This window comes from Blautia massiliensis (ex Durand et al. 2017) (assembly GCF_051861785.1).
Taxonomy (GTDB): Bacteria; Bacillota; Clostridia; order Lachnospirales; family Lachnospiraceae; genus Blautia_A; species Blautia_A luti_A.
Genome location: NZ_CP146725.1, coordinates 345,088 through 370,317, shown reverse-complemented (window position 1 = coordinate 370,317; position 25,230 = coordinate 345,088). Strand labels below are relative to the sequence as shown.

Sequence of the window (25,230 nt, the reverse complement as noted above, 5' to 3'; positions counted from 1 at the left end):
AGTTTAGTCTAACTCCCAACGCCACAGGTGGAAGACGAATAACTTTTACGAGGCGAGAAAGGTGGTTGCCGAATGTTTAAGGTGACTTTTGCTTTTGAAAATGGCAGTACGGTAGAAGCATTTGCCAATGCGGGGGATAATTTACTGGAGGTTGCTCGTAGTGCCAATGTGGCTATCGATGCACCGTGTTCCGGAAACGGAGCCTGTGGAAAATGTCGGGTACAGTTAAAAGGCGGAGAACTGGACTCAAAGAAAACTCTTCATATTTCGGATGAAGAATATGGCGCAGGCTGGCGTCTGGCCTGTATGAGCAAGATCAGTGCAGATGTGGAGGTTCTTGTTCCGGATATTGCATCCGCATATAAGAGCCGAATGAAAGTGGCTGATTTGAGCTCAAAAGAAGAAATCGCTATTTTTGAAAATGCCAAGCATGAAGTCGAGATGGCTGGCATAGAACTTACAAACAGTCTTGATGTTGTGGAACTTCAGATGGATATTCCATCACTGGATGATACCATGCCGGATAATGAAAGACTGACCCGTGCACTTCAGAAGTTTATGAACCTGAAGCGTGTCAGAATTCCGTATGCGGTGCTTAAGAAGCTTCCAGATGTACTTCGTGAGAGTAAATTTTCTGTGAAGTGCGTGGTTCGTACAGCACCAAATGACATGTATGTTTATGATATTTTTGACAGTAAGAAAGATGTTGTGATCGGTGGTCTTGCTGTAGATATCGGTACCACAACCGTTTCGGCAGTCCTGATCAATATGGAAACAGGAGAGATCCTGGCCAAGAGTTCTTCCGGAAACGGACAGATCCGTTTTGGTGCGGATGTTATCAACCGTATCATCGAATCTCAGAAACCTGGCGGAAAGAAGAAACTTCAGGACGCGGTGATCAAAGAGACCATTAACCCGATGATCCATGAGATGTGCAGAAGCATTCATTTCCCGGAGAAACAGATCTACCGGATGTGTGTTGCTTCTAATACAACCATGAATCATCTGTTTGCAGGGATCAATGCGGATCCGCTTCGTATGGAACCGTATATTCCTACGTTTTTCAAAACAAATTCCTTGTTTGCATCCGATGTGGGAATTGAGATCAATCCGGATGCACATATTATCATGGCTCCGAATATCGGAAGCTATGTAGGTGGAGATATCACTGCCGGTACACTGGTAAGTATGATCTGGAACAGACCGGAATTTTCTCTGTTTATCGACCTTGGTACTAACGGAGAGCTTGTATTCGGTAATTCCGATTTTATGATGAGCTGTGCATGTTCTGCAGGTCCTGCCTTTGAGGGTGGAGATATCAGCTGCGGTATGCGTGCTACAGACGGTGCTATTGAGGCATGTACCATTGATAAAGAAACTATGGAGCCGACATATAAGGTTGTAGGTGAACCTGGAACCAAACCGGTAGGACTTTGCGGTTCCGGTATCATTGATGTGATCAGTGAACTTTTTATGACAGGAATCATCAATCCGAAGGGAAAATTTGTCCGTGAGGGCAAAAGAATCCGTCACGATCATTATGGCATGGGAAGCTATGTGATCGCGTTTGAAGAGGAAGCCGGTTCTGCCAAGGATGTTGAGATCACAGAAGTAGATATTGATAATTTTATCCGTGCCAAAGGTGCTATTTTCTCTGCAATCCGTACTATGCTGAATTCTCTTGATTTCGATGTGTCCATGATCGATGACGTATATGTTGCCGGTGGAATCGGAAGCGGGATCAATATGGCTAATGCAGTGCATATCGGAATGTTCCCGGATATCCCTCTTGAGAAGTTCCATTACATTGGGAACTCTTCTCTGACGGGTGCTTATCTGATGCTTCATTCCACATCAGCAGAGAAGAAAACCTATGAACTGGCTTCAAATATGACTTACCTGGAACTTTCTACAGTTCCTACCTATATGGATGAGTTTGTAGGTGCATGCTTTATTCCGCATACGGACACAAATCTGTTTCCGTCTGTTATGGAAGAACAGCAGAAGAGATAAAGCAGACTAAAACAGCAGAGGTAAAACATGGCTTTTAGTATAAATGACTTGAATTATGAAAAAGACAGCAAAGAAAGAATGCCCTGGGAGCATTATACAGAGGAGTTCGCTAAGGCAGACCCGGCAGAAATTGCCGGACGTCTTTCGCTTCCTTATGACGAAGAGAAGAAAGAACTGACTCTGAAATTCCTGGGAAGCGTTTATTATATTTCCTGGCCGGATTTTCAGGTAACTCATGAGGAAGATGATGCGGGATTTTATCCTCTTGAGGAAATGCATTATGCAAAGATCCTTGCTATCCGTTTTCTGCTGAACGGGAATGTATCTCAGGGAAGCGGAAGGTTTAAAACATACAGGGAAATGCCCTGGGGAGAGGTTTATCTCCGTCAGTTTGATGGCAGGTGCATCAAACGCCTGGCTTTCACATACGGAAACAGACTTAAGGATTTCAAGGAGATCATGGAACACCTCCATGCGGTTCCTGTGGATCATGGAGATATTGCATACCAGGTGGAGATCTTTCCGGGATATGTAGTTCAGATGATCCTCTGGGAGGGAGATGATGAGTTCCCGCCGTCTTCGCAGATCTTGTTTTCCGATAATTTTCCGGTTTCCTTTGCAGCCGAGGACATGGCTGTTATGGGAGACGTTATCATTGGGTCTTTAAAGGCGTTTCTGAAATGTCTTTAAATTAAAAATAGTTAAGAACAGGATGGGACCTGTTTTTATAGAGATGCAGTTTTAAGGGATTAAAAACTGTAAAAATACCTAAAGGGAGGTAACATTATGGGATTCAAAAGTGACATCGAAATTGCACAGGAGTGCGAAATGCTTCCAATTACACAGATTGCAGAGAAGGCAGGTATTGACGACAAATATCTGGAGCAGTACGGAAAGTACAAAGCAAAAATTGATTACAATCTGTTAAACGAGAGTGACAAAAAAGATGGTAAGCTGATTCTTGTAACAGCTATCAACCCGACACCGGCAGGAGAGGGAAAAACAACTACAACAGTTGGTCTTGCTGACGGAATGCAGAAACTTGGAAAGAGTGTAATGGTTGCACTTCGTGAGCCGTCCCTCGGACCGGTATTCGGCGTAAAAGGTGGTGCGGCAGGCGGCGGATATGCGCAGGTAGTTCCGATGGAAGATATCAACCTTCATTTTACAGGCGACTTCCATGCGATCGGTGCAGCTAATAACCTTCTTGCAGCAATGATCGACAACCATATCTTCCAGGGCAATGAGCTGAATATTGATCCGAGAAAGATCACATGGAGACGTTGCGTTGATATGAACGACCGTCAGCTTCGTAATGTGGTAGACGGCCTTGGCGGAAGAACAAACGGTATGCCGCGTGAGGATGGATATGATATCACAGTTGCATCCGAGATCATGGCAGTTCTCTGTCTTGCAAGTGACATCAAGGATCTGAAAGAGAGACTTTCCAGAATCATTATCGGATACACCTATGGTAAAGTTTCCGAGCAGAAACCGGTAACAGCCGGTGATCTTCATGCAGAGGGTGCTATGACAGCGCTTCTGAAGGACGCTCTGAAACCGAACCTTGTACAGACACTGGAGCATGTTCCTGCAATCGTGCATGGCGGACCATTCGCAAACATCGCTCACGGATGTAACTCCGTAACAGCTACAAAGATGGCTATGAAGCTTGCTGATTATGCGATCACAGAGGCTGGATTCGGTGCTGACCTTGGAGCTGAGAAATTCCTTGACATCAAGTGCCGTATGGCTGGTCTTACACCAAGTGCAGTTGTTATCGTTGCAACAGTACGTGCGCTGAAATACAACGGCGGCGTTGCAAAAGCGGATCTTAACAATGAGAACCTTGAGGCTCTTGAGAAGGGTATCCCGAACCTTCTGAAACATGTTGACAACATCAAGAACGTTTACAAGCTTCCATGTGTTGTTGCAATCAACGCATTCCCGACAGATACCAAGGCAGAGCTTGACCTGGTAGAGGCAAAATGTAAAGAGCTTGGTGTTAATGTTGCACTTTCCGAAGTATGGGCAAAAGGCGGCGAGGGCGGCCTGAAGCTTGCCGAGGAAGTTATCCGTCTTGTTGAGGAGCCAAACGATTTCACATATGCTTACGAGCTTGAGGGTTCCATTGAAGATAAACTGAACCAGATCGTACAGAAAGTATATGGTGGTAAGAAAGTTGTTCTTACAGCGAATGCTCAGAAACAGGCAAAACAGCTTGAGGCACTTGGATTTGGTAACTGCCCGATCTGCGTAGCTAAGACACAGTACAGCCTGACAGATGATCAGACAAAGCTTGGTGCGCCAAAAGATTTTGAGGTAACAGTACGTAACCTTAAGATCTCTGCTGGTGCAGGATTTATCGTAGCTCTTACAGGTGAGATCATGACTATGCCAGGTCTCCCGAAAGTACCGGCTGCAACTAAGATTGATGTAGATGAGACAGGAAAGATCACAGGTCTCTTCTAATCACAATATAAGATTATGAAACAACCGGAGGGGGCTTTTTATAAGGCCCCCAATGGGCTCTCAGGAGTGCTAAAATAAGAATATGAGGAGGAGAGTCCTATGGGATTTTCTACAAGTACTTGTACTGAATTTGTCGAGGTATTAAGCTCCAAGGCACCGGTTCCAGGCGGCGGCGGTGCATCTGCCCTTGTAGGTGCTGTTGGTACAGCTCTTGGAAACATGGTTGGAAGCCTTACTGTCGGTAAGAAAAAATATGCAGATGTAGAAGATGAAATGTGGGAGCTGAAAAAGAAATGTGATCAGCTTCAGAAAGATTTCCTTCATCTGATCGAGAGAGATGCGGAAGTTTTTGAGCCTCTTTCCAAGGCTTACGGAATGCCGAGAGAGACAGAAGAAGAGAAGGCTGAGAAGGCTCGGGTAATGGAAGCTGCCCTCAAGGAAGCATGCTCTGTTCCTATGGAGATCATGGAGAAATGCTGCGAGGCTATTGAACTTATCGTTGAGTTCGGAGCAAAAGGTTCTAAGCTTGCAATCAGTGATGCTGGTGTAGGTGCTGCATTCTGCAAAGCAGCTCTTAAGGGAGCAAGCCTGAATGTGTACATTAACACAAAATCTATGGCTGACCGTGCGTATGCAGAGGAATTAAACAAAAAAGCAGACGCTATGCTTGAGAAATATACAAAGATCGCAGACGAGACATTTGACAGTGTTCTCGGAAGACTGAAATAGGAGGAACCAGACAAATGGCAAAGCAGTTATTAGGTAAAGAAGTAACAGCGGCTCTCAATGAAAAGATCAAAGCGAACGTTGCAGAGCTTCAGGCAAAAGGTGTAGATCCTACACTTTGCATTATCCGTGTTGGTGAGAATCCAAGCGATATTTCCTATGAGAGAGGTGCTACAAAGCGCTGTGAGACTCTTGGTGTTGCATGTGAGAAAATCCTTCTTCCGGAGGATGTTTCCCAGGATGAGCTTCTTGCAACCATCGATAAAGTAAACAAAGATGATAAGATCCACGGAGTTCTACTGTTCCGTCCGCTGCCAAAACATCTGGATCAGGCAGTGATCGAGAATGCACTTGCAGCAGAGAAGGATGTTGACTGTATGACAGATCTTTCCATGTCTGGTGTATTTACAGGCAAGAAGATCGGATTCCCACCATGCACACCGCAGGCCTGCATGGAGATTCTTGATCATTATGGAATTGACTGCACAGGCAAAAAAGCGGTTGTAATCGGAAGAAGCCTTGTAGTTGGTAAACCGGCTGCAATGATGCTTGTTAAGAAGAATGCGACAGTTACTATCTGCCATACAAGAACTGTTGATATGCCGTCTGTTGCAAAAGAGGCGGATATCGTCATCGTTGCAGCAGGCCGTGCTGGTGTTGTCGGTGCTGATTATGTCAGAGAGGGACAGACCATTATCGATGTAGGTATCAATGTTAATGCAGAGGGTAAGCTTTGTGGTGATGTTGATTATGCGGCAGTTGAGCCAATCGTTGATGCGATTACACCGGTTCCTGGCGGAGTAGGAAGTGTTACAACTTCTGTTCTTGTAGGTCATGTGGTTGAAGCTGCAATGAGAAAAGCGCAGTAATAACAGTAATAAAGGATTGATCATTGATATATGTACAGATTCCGAAATAGTTTTTGTTTACGGATGATGGTACTTGCAGGCGTTCTGGTGTTTGGAACGCCTGCAGGTGTTTTGGCAGAGGAAGCGGATCATTCTATGGAGGGTCAGATTTCGAAGCCTCAGTCATCTGGAGAGAGTGATACAGAGGGTTTTGTGGATGATTCCACAGATAATACTTATGGATATTATACGATCATGGGGTGTACCACAGTGGATGCGGAGGATATGGTAGTGCAGTATGAGGCGCAGAATGTGGAGTATCCTTCCGGCATCCTGACGGAGGGTGGTGCACCGGATATTGATACGTTTTGCACGATTGTGATAGAGGAAGCGGATGCGGAGGGCGTCCGTGGAGAGGTTGTTTTTGAGCAGGCCATGCTTGAGACCGGATGGCTTCAGTTTGGTGGGGATGCCAGTGCGGGGCAGTTTAATTTTTCGGGGCTGGGAACTACCGGTGGTGGTGTTGCCGGTAATTCTTTTCCTGATGTAAGGACGGGGATCCGGGCGCAGGTGCAGCATCTGAAGGCTTATGCTTCTTCGGAGGAGCTGAATCAGGCTTGTGTGGATAATCGGTTCCAGTATGTTTCCCGTGAGAGTGCGCCTTATGTGGAGTGGCTTGGGATCCAGGAGAATCCTTATGGGGGCGGATGGGCCGCCGGGAGGAATTATGGATATAAGCTTAGGAGTCTTCTGGCGGAGTTGAAGGGGGAGGAGTATACCTGGCCGGAGAGTACGGAGACGGTGGAGAAGTAGTGGTGGTGGCGAACGGGACGGCCCGGAAGGGAGTGCGGTTCTGTCCGCGGCCGGGCTTCGTCGGCGGCTGGATCTAAGGCGCCGGGATTCTGCTAAAACCATTTTCCAAAAGCCAGAACTCGCGGCTTTTTGCCGCTCAGACAGCTGGCTTTTGAAAAATAACGCAGAACTCCCGCCGCCTAAGATCCAGCACACCTCCTGCAGAGTCGTCCGCAGACAGTACCGCACTCCCTTCCGGGCCTGTGCGTTGGCGGTGTTAGGTTGTCTGGCTATGGGGAAGGATGTGGATGAGGGATGGAGGCGGGCTTTGCCCTGTCCTGGTTGATAAAAAATGGAGATGTAACCTGGATTTTTAATCATCTAGGTTGCATCTCCGTTTTTTATTTAATAATGCTTAAAAAGTATTTCGATATATTGGGGGTAGTTAGTTCAACTCCAGGTTTTCCAGTTCCTGTGAGGGGAGTTTTGATTCTGAGCTGTCTACGTATTTTTTGAGGGCCTTGGAGGTTTTTGCGAAGCCGGCGTTGGTTCCGGCGCCTCCGATGCAGCCTCCGGGGCAGGCCATTCCTTCGATCATGCAGTTTTTGAGTTTTCCGGCCTTTGCCAGAGTGAGGACTTTTTTGCATTCGGCAAGGCTTTCTGCGTGTTCGATGTGGACTGGTACATCGGGATAGTATTCCTTCAGACAGTTTTCGATGGCTCCAGCTACGCCGCCGGCGATGGCGTAGCCTCGTCCTGCGGCGGTTGCAGCCTGGGTTTCTTCCGGGAGCTCTTCGCAGGTGGATGGGGTGATGCTTTTGGCGTCGAACAGGCCCCAGAGTTCCTCGAAGGTGATCACGAAGTCTACATCACTTCTTACGGAATGACGCATGGCTTCCAGTTTTTTGGAGGCACATGGTCCGATGAAGACTACTTTCGCATGGGGGTGCTCTTTTTTTACGATCCGGGCGGTTGCTACCATCGGGGTCAGCTCCTGGGAGATGTTGTCGATCATGGTCGGAAAGTATTTCTTTGCCATGACTGACCAGGACGGGCAGCAGGAGGTGAGGAGGAAGGGGAGGTGGCCGGTTGCTACTTCTTTGGCGTAGTGGTGTGCTTCAGAGATGCAGCCGATGTCTGCGCCCAGTGCTACCTCATAAATGTTTGAGAAGCCCAGCTGTTTGAGAGCGGAGCGGAATTGGCCCGGGGTGACGTCTTCGCCGAACTGATTGATGTAGGCGGGGGCGATTTCTGCAATGATCTCAGTTCCTTCTCGAAGGGCGTGGGACAGCTGGAAGATCTGGGATTTGTCGGAGATAGCTCCGAATGGACAGCTAACCATGCACATGCCGCAGGATACGCATTTATCCTGGTTGATGGAGGCGCGTCCCTGTTCATCGCTCTCGATGGCTTTTACACCGCAGGCACGTTCGCAGGGGCGTTCTTTATGGGCGATGGCATCGTAAGGACAGACAGCTTTGCATCTTCCGCAATGGATACATTTGTCCTGGTCGATGAAGGATTTTCCGTTTACCATGGAAATGGCGCCTTTGGGGCAGGTGAGTAAACAGGGATGTGCGACACAGCCGCGGCACATGTTGCTGACTTCGTATTTGTTGGATTCGCATGCGGAACATGCGGAAGGGATCACCTGCATAAGAGGTGGTTCGTAATATTTCTCGTCAATGTTGCTGGCCTTCACGCCATCGGTAAGGTGGACGGAACGATTTTCCGGGCGGAGGGAAAGTCCCATGGCAAGACGGACACGTTCGCTTGCAACAGCTCTTTCACGATAGATGCTTTCGCGGTATTTCGCGCGTTCCTCTACAATATTGTAGGGAATGGATTCGATATCATGGATCATTGATTCGTCCGTGGATTCAAATCCGATCTTAGCAATTTCGGTAAAAATCTTTCGCCGGATCTGTTTTACTGGTGTGTCAAGATTTCGCATAGATGTTCTCCTTTACAAAATAAATTAATTAAATGTTTTCCACGCACTTTTTATCCATCTTAAAGTAATTGAGAGATAAAATCAATAACTGGCTTTAATGTTTTTGTGCAGAAACAAAGAGCAGATTTGTATCTTTATTATCAAAGCTGTTAAAAATTGAACATATTTTATGGAAAATAGATACAAAATCAGTAAGCCGTTATAAACATTTCGATATATTCTGAAAAAAGCAAAAAAACTGCTTGTGAAAAATGACGATATAAGTTATAATCAAAAGCATGAAATAGTGCAAAATAATGATTTGCATAAATGCGCGGCACTGACAGAGTGTTAAAGCATTAACCTGTAGTGGAACAGGTTGATCAAGTGGAAAATCTATGAGAAACAAGGAGGGAACCGAATGTTAGACCAGACGTATTACAGAAAAACGGACGAGATCATCGAGCACTACGGCCGGAAAGCTGCATCACTGATTCCGATCATGCAGGATATTCAGGCTGAGTACCGTTATCTTCCGGGAGAGCTTCTTACTTATGTTGCGGAACAGATTGGTGTAAAAGAAGCGAAGGCGTACAGTGTAGCTACTTTCTATGAGAATTTTTCCTTTGAACCGAAAGGAAAATATGTGATCAAGGTTTGTGACGGTACTGCCTGTCATGTACGTAATTCTGTTCCGGTGCGCGAGGCACTTATGAAGGAACTGGGATTAACTCACAAGAAACATACAACAGATGATATGATGTTTACAATAGAGATCGTATCCTGCCTCGGTGCCTGCGGACTTGCACCTGTAATGACCATCAACGATGAAGTACATCCCAAAATGACTCCAGATGCTGCTGTGGAAATTATCCGTAATCTGAAAAAGGGAGGTGCCGAATAATGTTATTACATAATCGTGAAGAACTTCAGGAATTACGAAAAAAAGCTGAAGAAACACTGCATGCTCAGAAGATCCGTATCCTTATCTGCGCAGGAACCGGATGTATAGCCAGCGGTTCCAAAGAGATCTATGAAAAAATGAAAAATCTTGCCGAGGTCAATGAAAATGTTTCCGTTGATTTTGGCGGTGAAGTACCACATCCTGAGATTAAGAAGAGTGGATGTCATGGATTCTGTGAGATGGGACCTTTGATGCGAATTGAGCCTCTTGGAATTCTTTATCTGAAAGTAAAACCGGAAGACTGTGAAGAAATCTATGAGAAAACAGTCTGTCATGGTGAAGCTATTGAAAGACTTCTCTATCATAAAGATGGCCAGGTATATCAGAGCGAGGAGTCCATTCCGTTTTATGCAGGACAGACCCGTCTGGTTTTGAAAAACTGCGGACATATTGACGCCGAGAATATCGGAGAATATATTGCAGTCGGTGGATATAAAGCCCTTGAAAAAGTTCTTTTTGATATGAGCAAGGAGGAAGGCCTGGATCTCATGGAAGAATCCAATCTCCGCGGAAGAGGAGGCGGCGGATTCCCGGCAGGAAAGAAATGGAAACAGGTGGCACGCCAGAAAGAAACAGAACGTTATGTGGTATGTAACGGTGACGAAGGTGATCCGGGTGCGTTTATGGATCGAAGCATCATGGAAGGTGATCCGCATAAGATGCTGGAAGGTATGCTGATCGGTGCTTATCTGACAGGAGCACAGAATGCGTATATCTATGTTCGTGCAGAGTATCCTTTGGCAGTAGAACGTCTCCGTAAGGCAATCGCACAGGCAGAAGAATATGGTCTGGTAGGTGAACATATTCTGGGAACAGATTTTTCACTGCAGTTCCATATTAACCGTGGTGCAGGAGCTTTTGTATGTGGTGAGGGAAGTGCACTTACCGCATCGATCGAAGGTAACCGTGGTATGCCTCGTGTAAAACCCCCTCGTACAGTAGAGCAGGGTCTGTTTGGCAAACCTACTGTGCTGAACAATGTTGAAACCTATGCGAATGTTCCGATGATCATTAACAACGGAGCCGAGTGGTATAAGGGTATCGGAACAGCAGGAAGTCCGGGAACAAAAGCATTTGCCCTGACAGGAAATGTAAATAACACCGGTCTGATCGAAGTTCCTATGGGAAGTACTCTCCGTCAGATCATCTATGATATCGGTGGCGGCCTTAAAGGTGACGCAGGATTTAAAGGTGTTCAGATCGGAGGACCATCCGGTGGCTGTCTGACAGAAGAGCACCTGGATATCCCGCTTGATTTTGATTCCGTAAAGAAATATAATGCGATCATCGGATCCGGTGGCCTGGTAGTTATGGATGAAAATACCTGTATGGTAGAAGTAGCCCGTTTCTTCATGAACTTTACACAGCGTGAGAGCTGCGGTAAATGTGTTCCGTGCCGTGAAGGTACCAAACGTATGCTGGAGATCCTGGAGAAGATCGTAGGCGGAAAAGGTGAGGAAAGTGATCTTGATGAACTTTCCGAACTTGCAGAGATGATCCGTTCCATGGCTCTGTGCGGACTTGGAAAGAGTGCTCCTCTTCCGGTTATCAGTACCCTGAATACTTTCTATGATGAGTATAAAGAACATATCGTTGACAAGAAGTGCCGTGCAAAAGTCTGTACAGCTCTCAGACGATTTATTATTAATCCTGAGTTCTGTATTGGCTGCGGAAAGTGCAGCAGAAACTGTCCGGCAGGTGCGATCACAGGCGCGAAGAAACAGCCGCATGTGATCAACAATGATATCTGTATCAAATGTGGGGCATGTAAGGATAACTGTTCATTTGATGCCATTTATATCGAAGCATAGGAGGGGTGAGTTATGGGTACAATGATCATTGATGGAAGAAAAATAGAATTTACCGATGAAAAGAATGTACTGACTGTCATCCGCAAAGCCGGCATCAACATTCCGACATTATGTTATCATTCAGAGGTATCCACTTTTGGTGCCTGTCGTTTGTGTACAGTAGAAGATGACAGAGGAAAAACATTTGCTTCATGTTCTGAGAAACCAAGAGACGGAATGGTGATCTACACCAATTCCGGACGTATCAAAAAATATCGTAAACTGATCGTGGAGCTGCTTCTTGCAGCACATTGCCGTGACTGTACAACCTGTGTAAAGAGCGGTGAATGTGTTTTACAGGAGCTTGCTCACAGACTGGGAGTACAGAATATCCGTTTCAAAAATACCAGAGAACACTATGAACTGGATACAAGTTCTCCGTCTCTGGTGCGTGATCCAAACAAATGTATTCTCTGTGGCGACTGTGTACGTGCCTGTGAGGAAATTCAGGGAATCGGCGCATTAGGATTTGCTTTCCGTGGAACAGAAGCTATCGTAATGCCTGCATTTAACAAAAAAATTGCTGATACACAGTGCGTAAACTGTGGACAGTGCCGTGTATACTGTCCGACAGGTGCGATTGCGATCAAGACACATATGGATGAAGTCTGGGAAGCACTGGCAGATCCGAATGTCCGTGTTGTCGCACAGATCGCTCCGGCTGTTCGAGTTGCTGTTGGTGACCATTACGGGCTGACAAAAGGTAAGAGTGTAATGGGAAAAATCGTCAATGCACTTCACAGAATGGGCTTTGATGAAGTTTATGATACAACCTTCAGTGCCGACCTTACCATCATGGAAGAGACCAAGGAGTTCCTAAACAGAGTGGAGAAGGGTGAGAATCTTCCGCTTCTGACTTCCTGCTGTCCTGCATGGGTGAAGTTTATCACTGATCAATATAAAGAATATGTTCCGAACATTTCTACCTGCCGTTCCCCACAGGGAATGATGTCTGCGGTCATCAAAGAGTATTTCCGTGATCCGGAGCATGCAGCAGGCAAGAAGACCGTTATGGTTTCCATTATGCCATGTACAGCCAAGAAGGCAGAGGCAATCCGCCCGAACAGCTTTACCGATGGCGAGCAGGATACCGATATCGTTATCACAACCACAGAGCTTCTCCGCATGATCGATAACTTTGGTCTTGATTTTGCAACACTGGATCCGGAAGCATGCGATATGCCGTTTGGATTTGGTTCCGGCGGTGGCGTTATCTTCGGTGTTACCGGTGGTGTTACCGAGGCAGTTCTTCGAAGACTGAGCCCGGATCACAGCAAGGAAGCCATGCATGAGATTGCAGAGTGCGGTGTTCGTGGTGAAGAGGGAATCAAGGAATTTACCGTACCGTACAAGGGAATGGATATCAATGTATGCATAGCCAGTGGCCTTGCAAATGCAAGAACCGTTATGGAACGTGTAAAGAACGGCGAGGCAAACTATCATCTGATCGAGGTTATGGCATGCCGCCGTGGATGTATCATGGGTGGAGGTCAGCCGACCAGATCCGGTGACAGAACCAAGGCAGCCAGGGCAAGAGGTTTGTACAATGCAGACAATACCATGATCATCAAGAAATCCGATGAGAACCCACTGGTTCTGGAGCTTTATGAGGGACTCCTCAAAGGCAAAGAGCATCATCTGCTTCACAATGAGTTCTATATCAAAGACTGATATGAGGAATACAAAGAGCTGCTGTTCCCGGTGAACAGCAGCATATAAGAAGCCTTCCGGGCATATACTGTGGTATGCGGGAACTGTCTTTTTTAAGACGTTTCCCGGAACTTACAGGCCAGTATATGCAGGGAGGCTTTTTTATATGGAAAACTTTCAGGTTTACCGTGATATCCAGGCACGGACGGGCGGGGATATCTACATAGGGGTTGTGGGCCCGGTCCGTACAGGAAAATCCACATTTATCCGGAGATTCATGGAGCTGGTGGCACTGCCTGCGCTTAGTGAGGGAAAAAGAGCAGAGCTTCAGGATGAACTGCCGCTCAGTGGTGCCGGGAAAATGATCACAACCGTAGAACCAAAATTCATTCCAAAAGAAGCGGTGGAGGTATCCATAGGGGAAAACCAGAAGATCCGGGTGAAGCTTATTGACTGTGTGGGCTTTCTGGTAAAGGATGCATCCGGAAATGTGGAAGAAGGCAGGGAACGGATGGTCAAAACACCATGGCAGGAAAAAGCGATCCCGTTTCATGATGCGGCCCGGATCGGGACGGAAAAAGTAATCAGCCAGCATTCCACCATCGGAATTGTAGTCACAACAGACGGAAGCTTCGGGGAAATTCCCAGAGAAAATTTTATTCCGGCAGAAGAGCAGACGATAAAAGAGCTGAAAGCCCAGGGAAAACCCTTTCTGATCCTGGTAAACTCCCAGACTCCCTACAGTGAGGAAACCGGAAAAACTGTAAAACATCTGGAAGAGAAATTTGGAGTATCCGTTCTGGCAGTCAACTGTGAACAGCTTCGAAAAGAGGATGTGACCAGAATCCTGGAGAAGATCCTTTATGAATTCCCGGTCAGTGAGATAGAGCTTTTTGTTCCCAGATGGGTGGAGATGCTTTCTCCGGAACATGAGGTAAAGGCGGCTCTGTTAAATGAGATTCGGGAAAAGATGACCAGACTTACTCATGTGCGTGATGTAAGCAGAGAATCAGTATATCTGGAAAGTCCATATGTGGAAGACACATTGCTTGAGCAGGTCAGTCTTTCCGATGGAAAAGTCCGTATCCGAATCGCAGTAAAAGACATTTATTATTATCAGATGCTCAGTGAAATGAGCGGGATATCCATGGAAAGCGAATATGAACTGATCCAGACCATAAAAGAGCTTGCCGGTATGAAGGAACAATTTGTAAAAGTCCAGGCTGCCCTGGAAGCGGTAAAAGGAACAGGGTATGGGGTTGTGGTGCCTGAGCTTTCCGAGATCACTATTGAGGAACCTGAGGTGATCCGTCAGGGAAATAAATTTGGAGTAAAGATCCGGTCAAAAAGTCCGTCCATTCATATGATCCGGGCGGGGATCGAAACGGAGATCGCTCCGATCGTTGGTACAGAACAGCAGGCGGAGGATCTGATAAAGTATATCAGAGAAAGCCCGGAGCGAGGGGAAAGTATCTGGGAGACCAATATTTTCGGAAAATCCATCCAGCAGCTGGTGGAAGACGGAATCCGGAACAAGCTGGCCATGATCAGCGAAGAAAGTCAGGTGAAGCTTCAGGATACTATGAAGAAGATCGTAAATGACAGCAAAGGCGGACTGGTGTGTATCATCATATGAATGGAGAATAGAATTGCAAAGCAAAAAGGACGTTCTTCAGCAGACGTCCTTTTTTTGATGTTGTTTTTTCCATTCTGCGATAAACTGAAGCTGTTCCTGGTCAGATAGTTCCTGGGAAGCGGCGTCATTTCCTGCAGCGGCACAGCAGAAAAGAACAAAGATCTGGAGTCCGAAGAATACAAGAAAAAAGAGAAGCATAGAAAAACCTCCTTTATTTTTCAGATATGTTAAGTATTGGAGGAGATAATGTATTTTATACATTATATTGCAAGAAAATATAATTATCACCGGGTATGGAGATTTTTAAAACAGCTTCTGTATATCTCATTTTTTCCACAGCTGATCGCGGAACCTAAATAAAATATACAGCAAAGATCCCGGGGTCTTTTTATATAAAACGAGTAGCGGGAAAGATGTCCGCAGAATAAGCTAAAGAAAGGTCAGCTGTCCGACGGGAGAGCTTTGGAAAGGTATAAAAGGATGTATACAGGAAAAGGGATAGGCGTGGCGGTTCTGGATACCGGTATTTTTCCTCATATAGATTTTGGCAGCCGTATTTCCGTGTTTCGTGATTTTACAGGAGTCAGACGCAGCCCATATGATGATAACGGACATGGGACTCATGTCAGCGGGATCCTTGCAGGGGACGGAACTGCATCAGGTGGAAAATATAAAGGGGCTGCACCTGGCTGCAGTATCGCTGCTCTGAAGGTTCTGGATCGTTTCGGGAACGGAAGCAGGGAGGATGTGATGCGGGCATTTCGGTGGATCATGGAGTTTGGAAGCATTTATCATATCCGTATCGTTAATATTTCAGTGGGAACAACATCCCGGGATCATAAGGAACAGACAGATCTTCTTGAAGGAGTGGAAAAACTCTGGGATCTGGGATTTGTGGTGGTAGCTGCAGCAGGAAATCAGGGACCGGGGGCCGGCACGGTAACAGCACCGGGAAGCAGCCGGAAGATCATTACCGTAGGCTCCAGTGATATGCTGAATGGCAGAAAGGCAGTTTCCGGAAGAGGCCCTACTTTTGACTGTGTGTGCAAACCGGATCTGGTAGCGCCGGGAAGCCAGGTCATTGCCTGTGCACCGGGACTGCCGTACTCATATGGGCTCAAAAGCGGAACCTCCATGTCGACGCCTCTGGTGTCAGGAGGAATCGCTTGCCTTCTGGAAAAAGATCCCCGGCTTTCTAATGTAGAGGTAAAGATGTTGTTAAGAGAAAATGCAGAAGATATGGGACTTCCCAGAAATCAGCAGGGATGGGGAAAATTTAACTGTGAAAAACTGTTGGCAGGCTGAATTATTATACAATTCTTATAAACATAGTGCGGTAAAGCACAAAAGCGTTGACGGAACCGGAAAATATGAGTACAATGTACAGTAAAAGTGCTGAAGAAAGATTCTAAAGGAAAGAGCACCTGGAATCCGAACAGGAGAATAAACCTCAAAAGGAGAAAAATAATATGGAAAAAATCAAAATGCAGACACCTTTAGTTGAGATGGACGGAGACGAGATGACACGTATCCTGTGGCAGATCATCAAGGATGAACTTCTCACACCGTATCTGGAACTGAATACAGAATATTATGATCTTGGTCTTGAGCACAGAAATGAGACAGATGATCAGGTTACCATTGATGCAGCAGAAGCAACCAAGAAATACGGAGTAGCCGTAAAATGTGCCACGATCACGCCAAACGCAGCCAGAATGGAAGAGTATGACCTGAAAAAAATGTACAAGAGTCCAAACGGAACGATCCGTGCCATTCTTGATGGAACTGTATTCCGTGCGCCGATCGTTGTAAAGGGAATCGAGCCATGTGTAAAGAATTGGGTGAAACCGATCACACTTGCACGTCATGCATATGGAGATATCTATAAGAATACAGAATTTTATATTGACAAGCCGGGAGATGCATATCTTGTATTTGAGGGTGAAGACGGAGAAGAGCGTAAGGAGCTGATCCAGCATTTTGATGGGGCAGGTGTTCTCCGTGGCATGCATAATCTTGATGATTCCGTAAAGAGCTTTGCGAGAAGCTGCTTTAATTATGCACTGGACACAAAGCAGGATGTATGGTTCGGAAGCAAGGATACCATTTCCAAAACATACGATGGAAGATTTAAAGAGATTTTCCAGCAGATCTTTGATGCAGAGTTTAAGGATAAATTTGAGGAAGCCGGCCTGACCTATTTCTACAGTCTGATCGATGATATCGTAGCCCGTGTTATGAAGGCAGATGGCGGTTTTATCTGGGCATGCAAGAACTATGACGGAGATGTTATGAGCGACATGGTATCTTCCGCATTTGGCTCTCTTGCCATGATGACCTCTGTACTGGTATCCCCGAAGGGATATTTTGAGTATGAGGCTGCCCACGGAACAGTTCAGAGACACTATTATCGTCATCTTGAGGGAAAAGAAACATCCACAAACTCCGTTGCAACGATCTTTGCATGGACAGGAGCTCTCCGCAAGAGAGGCGAGCTGGACGGAAATGAAGCACTTGCTGATTTTGCAGGAAAACTGGAAAAAGCAACACTGGATACCATTGAAAGCGGAAAGATGACCAAGGATCTTGCACTGATCACTTCTCTGAAAGAGGTACAGGTATTGAACAGCAAAGAGTTTATCCTTGCTGTAAAGACAAAACTGGATGAACTGATGGCATAAATACCAGGAAGTTCAGAACTTCAAGTAATTTCATAAAAAATAAAAAACTGCACCGGAAGATCCTGGGATGGATCACGGTGCAGTTTTTTTATGAGGGATATATATGGATCATCTGATCTCTGTCAGACCGAAACGTTCATGGCCTGCTGTACATGTTCCACAAGGATCTGCCTGACCTTTGGATATTCTCCAAGTCCCTTCAGTACAGGGGTGACTTCATATCCTTCGGAAGAAAGACGGTTCATCCAGGAGTCCGGATCTGCACCGGCCAGATCGTTCTGTGCATGTTCGCCGGCTACGATCATGAAGGGCGCCAGCACGATCTTTTTCGGATGAAAGCTGTCGGCAGCCCGGAGAAGGGAGTCCAGGGCCGGATAGGCTTCTACAGTTCCAAGAAAAATATTTTTATGTCCGGTATCTTTAAAACGGTAATCCAAAGCAGCATAAACCGTGTTTGCGTAGTGCTCTGTTCCATGTCCCATCAGTACAAGCGCAGTGTCCGGATTCATGTTCCGGAATTCATCTGCAACTACCCGGACGATCGCCTGGTTATCTTCTTCTGTTGTGAGAAGAGGATTTCCGAAAACAATACTGGAAAAACGGTCACGAAAAGAAAGCGCATCGGCTTTCATCTGATCATTTTCGATACCGTTGATCACATGAGTCGGCTGTACGATCACATCGGTGATACCATCCAGAAGCATCTGTTCCAGAGCCTCCTTTACCGTGTGGATCGTAAGACCGTCCCGCTTTTTCAGTTTGGCAATGATCATTTTGCTTGTCCATGCACGGTAGGTGGGACAGGCCGGGAATGCATCGGCAATATCGTGCTCGATGGCCTCGATGGTAAGCTTACGGGTGTTTTCATAGCTTGTGCCGAAACTTACTACTAGGATCGCTTTTTTTGAAGCTGAGTTCATACGGGGATTTCCTCCATCCTGATAATTATGGTGATTATGATAAACTCTTTATATTTCTCCGCTGGAATATAAAGATGATCCGCAATTTCTACCATAAGATATTATAAAAGGGAGGGCTGACATTGTCAATCGTAGTTGACTTTCCTTACGGAAATGTTTATCATTATAAAAGATTGTGGAAACAAAGGAGAAACGTAGGACATGAGTATATTCATGCTTGGAATCGATCATAATATGGCACCTGTAGATGTCAGAGCGCAGTTTGCTTTTACCCGTAAAAATACCGGAGAGGCGCTGCACAGGCTGAAAGAAGAAGCTGGGATCTGCGGGTGTATTATTCTGTCGACCTGTAACCGTCTGGAACTGTGGGTAAGTACTGCAGATGAGGAGAAGCCGGACCTGTATCAGTGGCTCTGCTCGTTGAAAGGTGTGCAGGGAGAACAATACCAGAAGTATTTTACCAGCAGAGAAAACGAAGAGGCGGTGGAGCACCTTTTTTATCTTACCAGCGGACTGAAATCCCAGATCCTGGGGGAAGATCAGATCCTGACCCAGGTAAAAGATGCGTTGAGTATGTCAAGGGATGAGTTTACCACAGACAGTGTTCTGGAGGTGCTTTTCCGTATGGCGGTAACTGCAGGCAAGAAGATCAAAACGGAAGTGCCGTTTTCCCATGGAAATCCTTCTGTGATCCATCAGGCCATCCGTTTTCTGGAAGAGGGTGGTTATCATGTTCGCAATAAAGTCTGTATGGTGATCGGAAACGGTGAGATGGGGAAGATGGCTGCCCAGACACTGCGTGAAGCAGGAGCGGATGTGACGGTTACGATCCGTCAGTACAGAAGTGGTGTTGTGAGCATTCCTGTTGGATGCAGCAGGATCAATTATGGTGAAAGAATGGATTATCTGCCGGAGTGTGACCTGGTGGTCAGCGCAACAGCAAGCCCCAATTATACACTGACGGAAGAATTGTTTGAGGATGTACGTGTGGAACGACCTATGATCCTTATCGATCTGGCAGTTCCAAGAGATATTGATCCGGAGATCCGAAAAAAAGATAACATCACACTTTATGATATGGACAGCTTCCGAACCGGTGAGACACCGAAGGAACTTGCAGATAACCTGGAAGCAGCAGGATCCATTGTGAGGGCCCAGATGAACGAATTTTTCCAGTGGCTGGAAGGTCGTGATATCGTCCCGCGCATCCAGGAGATCAAAGCGGATGCTGTGGAAGATCTGAACCTGAGGATCGAAAAAATCTTCCGGAAAACTCCTATGGAGGATTCAGACAGAGAAAACCTGAAAAAAGCAGTGGATACTGCAGCCGGAAAGGTTGTGAACAAGCTGATCTTCGGGCTTCGGGACAGTCTGAACCAGGATGCTTTTCTGGAATGTGTGGAAGGACTGGAGAAACTTTATGAAGAATAAACCTTATTTCCCCATGTTTATAGACCTGTCCGATAAAAATATCGTTGTGGCAGGTGGTGGTAATATTGCTACCAGAAGAATAAAAACTCTTCTGAAATTTACAAGAAATATCACGGTAGTGGCTACAAAAGTGACCCAGGAGCTTATGGATCTCGGGAAAGCAGGAACCGTGACTCTGTATATCCGTCCCGTGAAACGTTCTGATTTTGCCAATGCATATATGGTGATCGCAGCCACCAATGACTGGAAGCTGAATGATGAGATCCACCGTGTCTGTAAAGAGGAGGGCATTTATGTTAATGTAGCCTCCGACCGGGAAGCCTGTGATTTTTATTTCCCAGGCGTATATATGCGGGATGAAATGGTAGTTGGAGTTACAGCCAGCGGACTGGATCATAAAAAAGCAAAGCGTGTAAGGGAAGAGATCCAGAATGCGCTGGAAAAAGTACTGGGAGAGCAGGATGAAGATGAAGAGAGATAAGATCGTGATCGGCAGCAGAGAGAGTAAGCTTGCAGTGCTGCAGAGCGAAATGGTCCGTGACTACATAAAAGAAAAAAATCCGGATCTGGAAGTGGAAATCCTCACTATGAAAACTACCGGGGATATCATTCTGGACCGTACACTGGATAAGGTTGGCGGAAAAGGGCTTTTTGTAAAGGAGCTGGATAAAGCACTGATAGCTGGAAGAAGTATTCTTTCTGTACACAGCCTGAAAGATATGCCTATGGAGGTTCCGGAGGAACTGCCGCTTCTGGCTTTTTCCAAAAGAGAAGATCCGAGAGACGTACTGGTTCTTCCTGAGGGAGCTTCTGAACTTGATAAAAGCAAGCCACTTGGATGCTCCAGCTTAAGGAGAACCTTACAGCTTAAAAAACTGTATCCGGATATGGATGTCAGAAGTATCCGCGGAAATCTTCAGACAAGACTCCGGAAGCTGGATGAAGGACAGTACAGTGCATTGATCCTGGCTGCTGCCGGCCTTAAGAGACTTGGACTGGAATCCAGGATCAACCGGTATTTTACAGCAGATGAGATCATTCCGGCTGCTGGTCAGGGAATCCTTGCTGTACAGGGAAGAAAAGGGGAAGCTTATGATTTCCTGGAGGGCTACTGCGATAAGGATGCCTGGACCGCGGGAAGTGCGGAGCGCGCTTTTGTAAAGCTCCTGGATGGAGGATGCTCTTCTCCGGTGGCTGCCCATGCGGAAATTCTCGGGGATGAGATCTATCTCAGAGGGCTTTATTATGATGAAAAAGACGGTTCCTATGTAACAGGAACACTGCGTGGCAATAAGGCAGATGCGGAAAGCTTAGGCAGGGAACTGGCAGAAACTCTTCGGAAAAAAGGAGAAAACAGATGAAAACAGGAAAAGTATGGCTGGTAGGAGCGGGTCCTGGCGATATCGGCCTTTTTACATTAAAAGGCCTCAAAGTGCTGGAACAGGCAGATGTGGTCGTCTATGACAGTCTGGTAGGTCAGGGAGTTCTGTCAAGAATCCCGGAAAATGCCAGGCTGATCAATGTAGGCAAACGTGCCAGTCACCATATCATGCGTCAGGAAAATATCAATCAGGTACTTCTTGAGGAGGCACAGCGGGGTCTTCGTGTGGTGCGCCTGAAAGGCGGAGATCCATTCCTCTTTGGAAGAGGGGGAGAGGAGCTGGAGCTTCTTCGGGAGAATGGGATCCCTTATGAGGTTGTTCCGGGTGTTACTTCCTCCATTGCAGTACCGGCATATAACGGGGTTCCGGTAACACACAGGAATTTCTGTTCTTCAGTCCACATCATTACAGGACACAAGAAAGCCGGAGAAGAATACGATATAGACTTCCATGCACTTGTTGATACAAAGGGAACGCTTGTATTCCTGATGGGGGTGTCCGCACTTCCGGATATCTGCGAGGGTCTTATAGGCGCAGGAATGGAAAAGGATATGCCTGCGGCGATCCTGCAGAAGGGAACTACAGCAGGTCAGAAACGGATCGTAGCAACAGTTTCTACCCTGGAAGAAGAGGTGAAACGCCAGGGGATCGAGACACCGGCGATCATTGTGGTGGGTAAGGTGTGTACACTGGCAGAGAAGTTTGCCTGGTATGAAGAACTGCCGCTTTCAGGATGGAAGGTTCTTGTCACAAGACCGAAAGAGCTTGTTTCCAGAACTGCGGACAAGCTTCGTGAAAAAGGTGCGGAGGTTCTGGAGCTTCCGGCGATCCGTACTGTCCCCATGGAAGACCAGAGCCGTCTCTATAAAGCACTGGATCACCTGGAGGAATATCAGTGGCTTGTATTTACCAGCCCTACAGGTGTAAGGGTATTTTTTGAAGAACTGATCCGCCATGGAAAAGATATCCGTGCCATGGGAAATGCCCGTCTGGCCGTGATCGGGGAGGGAACAAAAAAGGCCCTGCAGGAAAGAGGATTGCTGGCAGATTTTGTGCCGTCGGTATATGACGGGGATACTCTTGGAAAGGAACTCTCAGAGCTTCTTTCCGGTGGAGAAAAGATACTTATCCCGCGGGCAGAAAAGGGTAATGAAAAGCTCACAGCATTTCTTGCACAGGCAGGTGCTGTGGTCGAGGATGTTCCGACCTATCAGACTCTTTACGAAAAGAGCCAGCTCATCGATGAGAAGAAGGAATTTGAAACAGGACAGATCAGCTGTGCGGTGTTTACAAGTGCCTCCACTGTGAAGGGATTTGTGGAGGGAACAAAAGGACTGGATTATTCAAAGGTTAAGGCGGCCTGCATCGGCAGACAGACGAAGGCGGCTGCTGAGAGCTTTGGAATGAAAGCATATATGTCAGAAAAAGCCACCATTGACAGTCTTGTCAAGCTGGTGGAGGATATGAAAAGGAGCGAATGATCATGGAACTGACAAAAAGACCAAGAAGATTAAGAGGTAGCGAAAACCTTCGTAAGATGGTACGTGAGACAAGAATGGATAAATCTTCTCTTATGTATCCTATGTTCGTAATGGAAGGAGAAAATAAGGAAGAAGAAATTCCGTCCATGACCGGGCAGTACCGTTACAGCCTGGACCGTCTTCCGTATAAACTGGAGCAGCTTTCCAAAGCCGGTGTAGGCAGTGTGATGTTTTTTGGTATTCCTGACCATAAGGATGAAGTGGGCAGCGGTGCCTATGATCCGGAGGGGATCGTTCAGAGAGCTCTTCGCATTGCAAAAGAGAAATTTCCGGAGCTTTATTATGTAACAGATGTATGCATGTGTGAGTACACTTCCCATGGCCATTGCGGCGTTCTCTGCGGTCATGATGTGGACAATGACAAGACGCTGGAGCTTCTCGCAAAAACAGCACTTTCCCACGTGGAGGCAGGTGCAGATATGGTTGCTCCGTCTGATATGATGGATGGTCGTGTTGCAGCGATCCGTCAGTGCCTGGACAAGGCCGGACATTATACAACACCGATCATGTCCTATGCAGTAAAATATGCTTCTGCATTTTATGGCCCGTTCCGTGAGGCAGCAGATTCTGCTCCGTCTTTTGGGGACAGAAAAAGCTACCAGATGGATCCGCATAACAGCAGAGAAGGGCTGAAAGAGGCACTTGCAGATGTGGAAGAGGGTGCAGATATCATCATGGTAAAACCGGCTCTTGCATACCAGGACATGATCTGGCAGGTAAAGGAGATCACAAACGTTCCGGTTGCCGCATACAGTGTCAGTGGTGAGTATGCAATGGTAAAAGCAGCAGCTGCAAACGGCTGGATCGACGAAGAAAGGATCGTGGGTGAGATGGCTACAGGAGCATTCCGTTCCGGCGCGCAGATCTATCTTACCTATTATGCGGAGCTTCTGGCAAGACTTATGGATGAAGGGAGGATCGGCTGATGACAAGATCAGAACAGTTATTTGAGCGTGCGGTAAAAAGAATCCCGGGAGGCGTAAACAGCCCGGTAAGATCTTACGGAGCCATCGGTGAGGCACCTCGTTTTATTGAAAAAGCAGATAAATGCTACATCTATGATGTAGATGGAAACCGTTATGTGGATTACATTGATTCCTGGGGCCCGATGATCCTGGGACATAATTTCCCGGAGATCCGCGAGAATGTGATCAAGGCCTGCGAAAATGGCCTGAGCTTTGGCTGTGCTACAGGAATTGAAGTAGAGATCGCAGAATTTATCTGTGAACATATTCCACATGTAGATATGATCCGTATGGTAAACTCAGGAACAGAAGCTGTTATGAGTGCCATCCGTGCAGCAAGAGGTTTTACCGGAAAAGACAAGATCATCAAATTTGCAGGCTGCTATCACGGACACAGTGACTGCCTTCTGGTAAGTGCCGGCTCCGGTGTCATGGCAAGTGGTATTCCGGACAGCGCCGGTGTTCCGAAGGGCTGTACACAGGATACCATGACGGCTACCTACAATGATGCCGCCAGTGTGGAAGCACTTCTCAAACAGGAAGAGGGAAATGTGGCAGCCGTGATCGTGGAGGCAGTAGGAGCAAACATGGGTGTGGTTCCTCCGAAACCAGGTTTCTTAAGGCGGCTTCGTGAGCTTTGCGATGAGCACAATTGTCTGCTGATCTTTGATGAAGTGATCACAGGCTTCCGACTTGCCTTTGGCGGAGCAGCAGAGTATTTTGGTATCCGTCCGGATCTTGTCACCTACGGGAAAATAATCGGCGCAGGAATGCCGGTAGGCGCTTATGGCGGACGTAAGGAGATCATGGATCTGATCTCACCGTGTGGTCCTGTATACCAGGCAGGTACCTTAAGCGGAAACCCGGTTGCCATGGCTGCAGGTTTCACACAGCTGAAATATCTCTATGAGCATCAGGAAATCTACAAAGATCTGGCTGCCAAAGGTGAGAAGCTTTACGGCGGCTTGAAGAAGATCGTGGAGGAAAAAGGTCTTCCATATCAGGTAAACTATGATTCTTCTCTGGCAAGTATTTTCTTTACAGACCAGGAGGTAAAAGACTATGTTTCTGCAAAAACATCCAACCTGGAGCTTTTTGCAAAATATTTCAAGGGAATGCTGAAACGAGGCATTCATCTTGCACCTTCCCAGTTTGAGGCGATGTTCCTTTCCACAGCGCATACAGATGAAGTAATTGATGAAACTCTGGAAGCAATGAGAGGCGCTTTGGGAGATCTGTAAAGAGGCGTAATGGATGCGCAGGAGCCGATACATTTGCGTGGATCATGTGTGAACGCCATAGTGAACGGCAGCTTTGCATAAAAAATTGCACAAAAGATAACAGGATGATAACTTGTTCTTGCAGAAGCTTTGTGATAAAATAAACACAAAAATACGTAACCAATGTAAAAAGCAGGAGGCCAGAA

At 46.6% G+C, this 25,230-nt stretch carries 21 protein-coding genes; 18 read left to right on the top strand and 3 right to left on the bottom strand.

Annotated elements, in window-relative coordinates:
• The first annotated feature begins 72 nt into the window (after nucleotides 1-72).
• From acsV to V9W66_RS01920, 6 genes are all read left to right on the top strand, one after another.
• Nucleotides 73-2,013: a corrinoid activation/regeneration protein AcsV gene (gene acsV / locus V9W66_RS01945; RefSeq protein ID WP_144095303.1), complete on the top strand. Its 1,941-nt coding sequence runs from the start codon at nucleotides 73-75 to the stop codon at nucleotides 2,011-2,013.
• 27 nt (nucleotides 2,014-2,040) lie between these two features.
• Complete coding sequence (locus V9W66_RS01940) at nucleotides 2,041-2,703, top strand: DUF3786 domain-containing protein (protein WP_144095301.1); 663 nt, start codon at nucleotides 2,041-2,043, stop codon at nucleotides 2,701-2,703.
• Nucleotides 2,704-2,799: 96 nt separating this feature from the next.
• Nucleotides 2,800-4,485 carry a formate--tetrahydrofolate ligase gene (locus V9W66_RS01935; RefSeq protein ID WP_144095299.1) on the top strand — a complete coding sequence of 562 codons (1,686 nt, stop codon included), beginning with the start codon at nucleotides 2,800-2,802 and terminating at the stop codon, nucleotides 4,483-4,485.
• Nucleotides 4,486-4,584: 99 nt separating this feature from the next.
• Nucleotides 4,585-5,214 carry a cyclodeaminase/cyclohydrolase family protein gene (locus V9W66_RS01930; protein ID WP_021977714.1) on the top strand — a complete coding sequence of 210 codons (630 nt, stop codon included), beginning with the start codon at nucleotides 4,585-4,587 and terminating at the stop codon, nucleotides 5,212-5,214.
• A gap of 14 nt (nucleotides 5,215-5,228) precedes the next feature.
• The gene (locus tag V9W66_RS01925) at nucleotides 5,229-6,080 is read left to right on the top strand and encodes a bifunctional 5,10-methylenetetrahydrofolate dehydrogenase/5,10-methenyltetrahydrofolate cyclohydrolase (protein ID WP_015525289.1); all 852 of its coding nucleotides are present in this window, start codon (nucleotides 5,229-5,231) and stop codon (nucleotides 6,078-6,080) included.
• Between the two features lie 30 nt (nucleotides 6,081-6,110).
• The gene (locus V9W66_RS01920; RefSeq protein WP_330418283.1) at nucleotides 6,111-6,872 is read left to right on the top strand and encodes a glucosaminidase domain-containing protein; all 762 of its coding nucleotides are present in this window, start codon (nucleotides 6,111-6,113) and stop codon (nucleotides 6,870-6,872) included.
• 424 nt (nucleotides 6,873-7,296) lie between these two features.
• Here V9W66_RS01920 and V9W66_RS01915 read toward each other — a convergent pair whose 3' ends face one another.
• A complete protein-coding gene (locus tag V9W66_RS01915) occupies nucleotides 7,297-8,805 on the bottom strand; it encodes a 4Fe-4S dicluster domain-containing protein (RefSeq protein WP_144095297.1) in 1,509 nt (502 codons plus the stop codon).
• Nucleotides 8,806-9,205: 400 nt separating this feature from the next.
• Between V9W66_RS01915 and V9W66_RS01910 the strand changes: the two genes are divergently transcribed.
• From V9W66_RS01910 to spoIVA, 4 genes are all read left to right on the top strand, one after another.
• Entirely contained in the window at nucleotides 9,206-9,688 is a 483-nt protein-coding gene (locus tag V9W66_RS01910; protein WP_144095295.1) for a complex I 24 kDa subunit family protein, read from the top strand.
• Nucleotides 9,688-11,559: an NADH-ubiquinone oxidoreductase-F iron-sulfur binding region domain-containing protein gene (locus V9W66_RS01905; RefSeq protein ID WP_144095293.1), complete on the top strand. Its 1,872-nt coding sequence runs from the start codon at nucleotides 9,688-9,690 to the stop codon at nucleotides 11,557-11,559. Before V9W66_RS01910 ends, V9W66_RS01905 begins: the two co-directional genes overlap by 1 nt.
• Before the next feature lie 12 nt (nucleotides 11,560-11,571).
• On the top strand, nucleotides 11,572-13,269 hold the full coding sequence (locus tag V9W66_RS01900) for a [FeFe] hydrogenase, group A (protein ID WP_144095291.1): 1,698 nt from the start codon (nucleotides 11,572-11,574) through the stop codon (nucleotides 13,267-13,269).
• Nucleotides 13,270-13,414: 145 nt separating this feature from the next.
• Nucleotides 13,415-14,884, top strand: a complete 1,470-nt coding sequence (gene spoIVA / locus V9W66_RS01895; protein WP_144100359.1) for a stage IV sporulation protein A — start codon at nucleotides 13,415-13,417, stop codon at nucleotides 14,882-14,884.
• Between the two features lie 36 nt (nucleotides 14,885-14,920).
• On the opposite strand, the gene V9W66_RS01890 is transcribed toward spoIVA, so the two are convergent.
• Nucleotides 14,921-15,082, bottom strand: coding sequence for a hypothetical protein (locus tag V9W66_RS01890; protein WP_015525281.1), 162 nt, complete (start codon nucleotides 15,080-15,082; stop codon nucleotides 14,921-14,923).
• Between the two features lie 282 nt (nucleotides 15,083-15,364).
• Here V9W66_RS01890 and V9W66_RS01885 point away from each other — a divergent pair, with 282 nt between their 5' ends.
• On the top strand, nucleotides 15,365-16,189 hold the full coding sequence (locus V9W66_RS01885) for a S8 family peptidase (RefSeq protein ID WP_015525272.1): 825 nt from the start codon (nucleotides 15,365-15,367) through the stop codon (nucleotides 16,187-16,189).
• A gap of 164 nt (nucleotides 16,190-16,353) precedes the next feature.
• Entirely contained in the window at nucleotides 16,354-17,565 is a 1,212-nt protein-coding gene (locus V9W66_RS01880) for an NADP-dependent isocitrate dehydrogenase (protein ID WP_059085918.1), read from the top strand.
• Between the two features lie 122 nt (nucleotides 17,566-17,687).
• On the opposite strand, the gene V9W66_RS01875 is transcribed toward V9W66_RS01880, so the two are convergent.
• Nucleotides 17,688-18,485, bottom strand: coding sequence for a sirohydrochlorin cobaltochelatase (locus V9W66_RS01875; RefSeq protein ID WP_144095287.1), 798 nt, complete (start codon nucleotides 18,483-18,485; stop codon nucleotides 17,688-17,690).
• Between the two features lie 201 nt (nucleotides 18,486-18,686).
• On the opposite strand from V9W66_RS01875, the gene hemA reads away from it, so the two are divergent.
• The 6 genes from hemA to hemL are packed head-to-tail and all read left to right on the top strand — an operon-like array spanning nucleotide 18,687 to nucleotide 25,045.
• Entirely contained in the window at nucleotides 18,687-19,916 is a 1,230-nt protein-coding gene (gene hemA, locus V9W66_RS01870) for a glutamyl-tRNA reductase (protein ID WP_144095285.1), read from the top strand.
• The gene (locus V9W66_RS01865; protein WP_015525267.1) at nucleotides 19,906-20,397 is read left to right on the top strand and encodes a precorrin-2 dehydrogenase/sirohydrochlorin ferrochelatase family protein; all 492 of its coding nucleotides are present in this window, start codon (nucleotides 19,906-19,908) and stop codon (nucleotides 20,395-20,397) included. Before hemA ends, V9W66_RS01865 begins: the two co-directional genes overlap by 11 nt.
• The gene (gene hemC, locus V9W66_RS01860; protein WP_334296091.1) at nucleotides 20,384-21,277 is read left to right on the top strand and encodes a hydroxymethylbilane synthase; all 894 of its coding nucleotides are present in this window, start codon (nucleotides 20,384-20,386) and stop codon (nucleotides 21,275-21,277) included. Before V9W66_RS01865 ends, hemC begins: the two co-directional genes overlap by 14 nt.
• Complete coding sequence (gene cobA / locus V9W66_RS01855) at nucleotides 21,274-22,779, top strand: uroporphyrinogen-III C-methyltransferase (RefSeq protein WP_144095281.1); 1,506 nt, start codon at nucleotides 21,274-21,276, stop codon at nucleotides 22,777-22,779. Before hemC ends, cobA begins: the two co-directional genes overlap by 4 nt.
• A gap of 2 nt (nucleotides 22,780-22,781) precedes the next feature.
• Nucleotides 22,782-23,765, top strand: coding sequence for a porphobilinogen synthase (gene hemB, locus V9W66_RS01850; RefSeq protein WP_022426908.1), 984 nt, complete (start codon nucleotides 22,782-22,784; stop codon nucleotides 23,763-23,765).
• Nucleotides 23,765-25,045 (top strand): glutamate-1-semialdehyde 2,1-aminomutase, encoded by a 1,281-nt coding sequence (gene hemL, locus V9W66_RS01845; RefSeq protein ID WP_144095279.1) that lies wholly within the window; start codon nucleotides 23,765-23,767, stop codon nucleotides 25,043-25,045. Before hemB ends, hemL begins: the two co-directional genes overlap by 1 nt.
• Nucleotides 25,046-25,230: the final 185 nt, after the last annotated feature.

Bases quoted from the DNA above. Each gene is read 5' to 3' on its own strand.
- hemL (WP_144095279.1), top strand. From the start codon at position 23,765: ATGACAAGATCAGAACAGTTATTTGAGCGTGCGGTAAAAAGAATCCCG.
- V9W66_RS01905 (WP_144095293.1), top strand. From the start codon at position 9,688: ATGTTATTACATAATCGTGAAGAACTTCAGGAATTACGAAAAAAAGCT.
- V9W66_RS01935 (WP_144095299.1), top strand. From the start codon at position 2,800: ATGGGATTCAAAAGTGACATCGAAATTGCACAGGAGTGCGAAATGCTT.
- V9W66_RS01920 (WP_330418283.1), top strand. From the start codon at position 6,111: ATGTACAGATTCCGAAATAGTTTTTGTTTACGGATGATGGTACTTGCA.
- V9W66_RS01865 (WP_015525267.1), top strand. From the start codon at position 19,906: ATGAAGAATAAACCTTATTTCCCCATGTTTATAGACCTGTCCGATAAA.
- hemA (WP_144095285.1), top strand. From the start codon at position 18,687: ATGAGTATATTCATGCTTGGAATCGATCATAATATGGCACCTGTAGAT.
- spoIVA (WP_144100359.1), top strand. From the start codon at position 13,415: ATGGAAAACTTTCAGGTTTACCGTGATATCCAGGCACGGACGGGCGGG.
- hemB (WP_022426908.1), top strand. From the start codon at position 22,782: ATGGAACTGACAAAAAGACCAAGAAGATTAAGAGGTAGCGAAAACCTT.
- cobA (WP_144095281.1), top strand. From the start codon at position 21,274: ATGAAAACAGGAAAAGTATGGCTGGTAGGAGCGGGTCCTGGCGATATC.
- hemC (WP_334296091.1), top strand. From the start codon at position 20,384: ATGAAGAGAGATAAGATCGTGATCGGCAGCAGAGAGAGTAAGCTTGCA.
- V9W66_RS01930 (WP_021977714.1), top strand. From the start codon at position 4,585: ATGGGATTTTCTACAAGTACTTGTACTGAATTTGTCGAGGTATTAAGC.
- V9W66_RS01875 (WP_144095287.1), bottom strand. From the start codon at position 18,485: ATGAACTCAGCTTCAAAAAAAGCGATCCTAGTAGTAAGTTTCGGCACA.
- V9W66_RS01910 (WP_144095295.1), top strand. From the start codon at position 9,206: ATGTTAGACCAGACGTATTACAGAAAAACGGACGAGATCATCGAGCAC.
- V9W66_RS01880 (WP_059085918.1), top strand. From the start codon at position 16,354: ATGGAAAAAATCAAAATGCAGACACCTTTAGTTGAGATGGACGGAGAC.
- V9W66_RS01925 (WP_015525289.1), top strand. From the start codon at position 5,229: ATGGCAAAGCAGTTATTAGGTAAAGAAGTAACAGCGGCTCTCAATGAA.
- V9W66_RS01900 (WP_144095291.1), top strand. From the start codon at position 11,572: ATGGGTACAATGATCATTGATGGAAGAAAAATAGAATTTACCGATGAA.
- V9W66_RS01890 (WP_015525281.1), bottom strand. From the start codon at position 15,082: ATGCTTCTCTTTTTTCTTGTATTCTTCGGACTCCAGATCTTTGTTCTT.
- V9W66_RS01915 (WP_144095297.1), bottom strand. From the start codon at position 8,805: ATGCGAAATCTTGACACACCAGTAAAACAGATCCGGCGAAAGATTTTT.
- acsV (WP_144095303.1), top strand. From the start codon at position 73: ATGTTTAAGGTGACTTTTGCTTTTGAAAATGGCAGTACGGTAGAAGCA.
- V9W66_RS01885 (WP_015525272.1), top strand. From the start codon at position 15,365: ATGTATACAGGAAAAGGGATAGGCGTGGCGGTTCTGGATACCGGTATT.
- V9W66_RS01940 (WP_144095301.1), top strand. From the start codon at position 2,041: ATGGCTTTTAGTATAAATGACTTGAATTATGAAAAAGACAGCAAAGAA.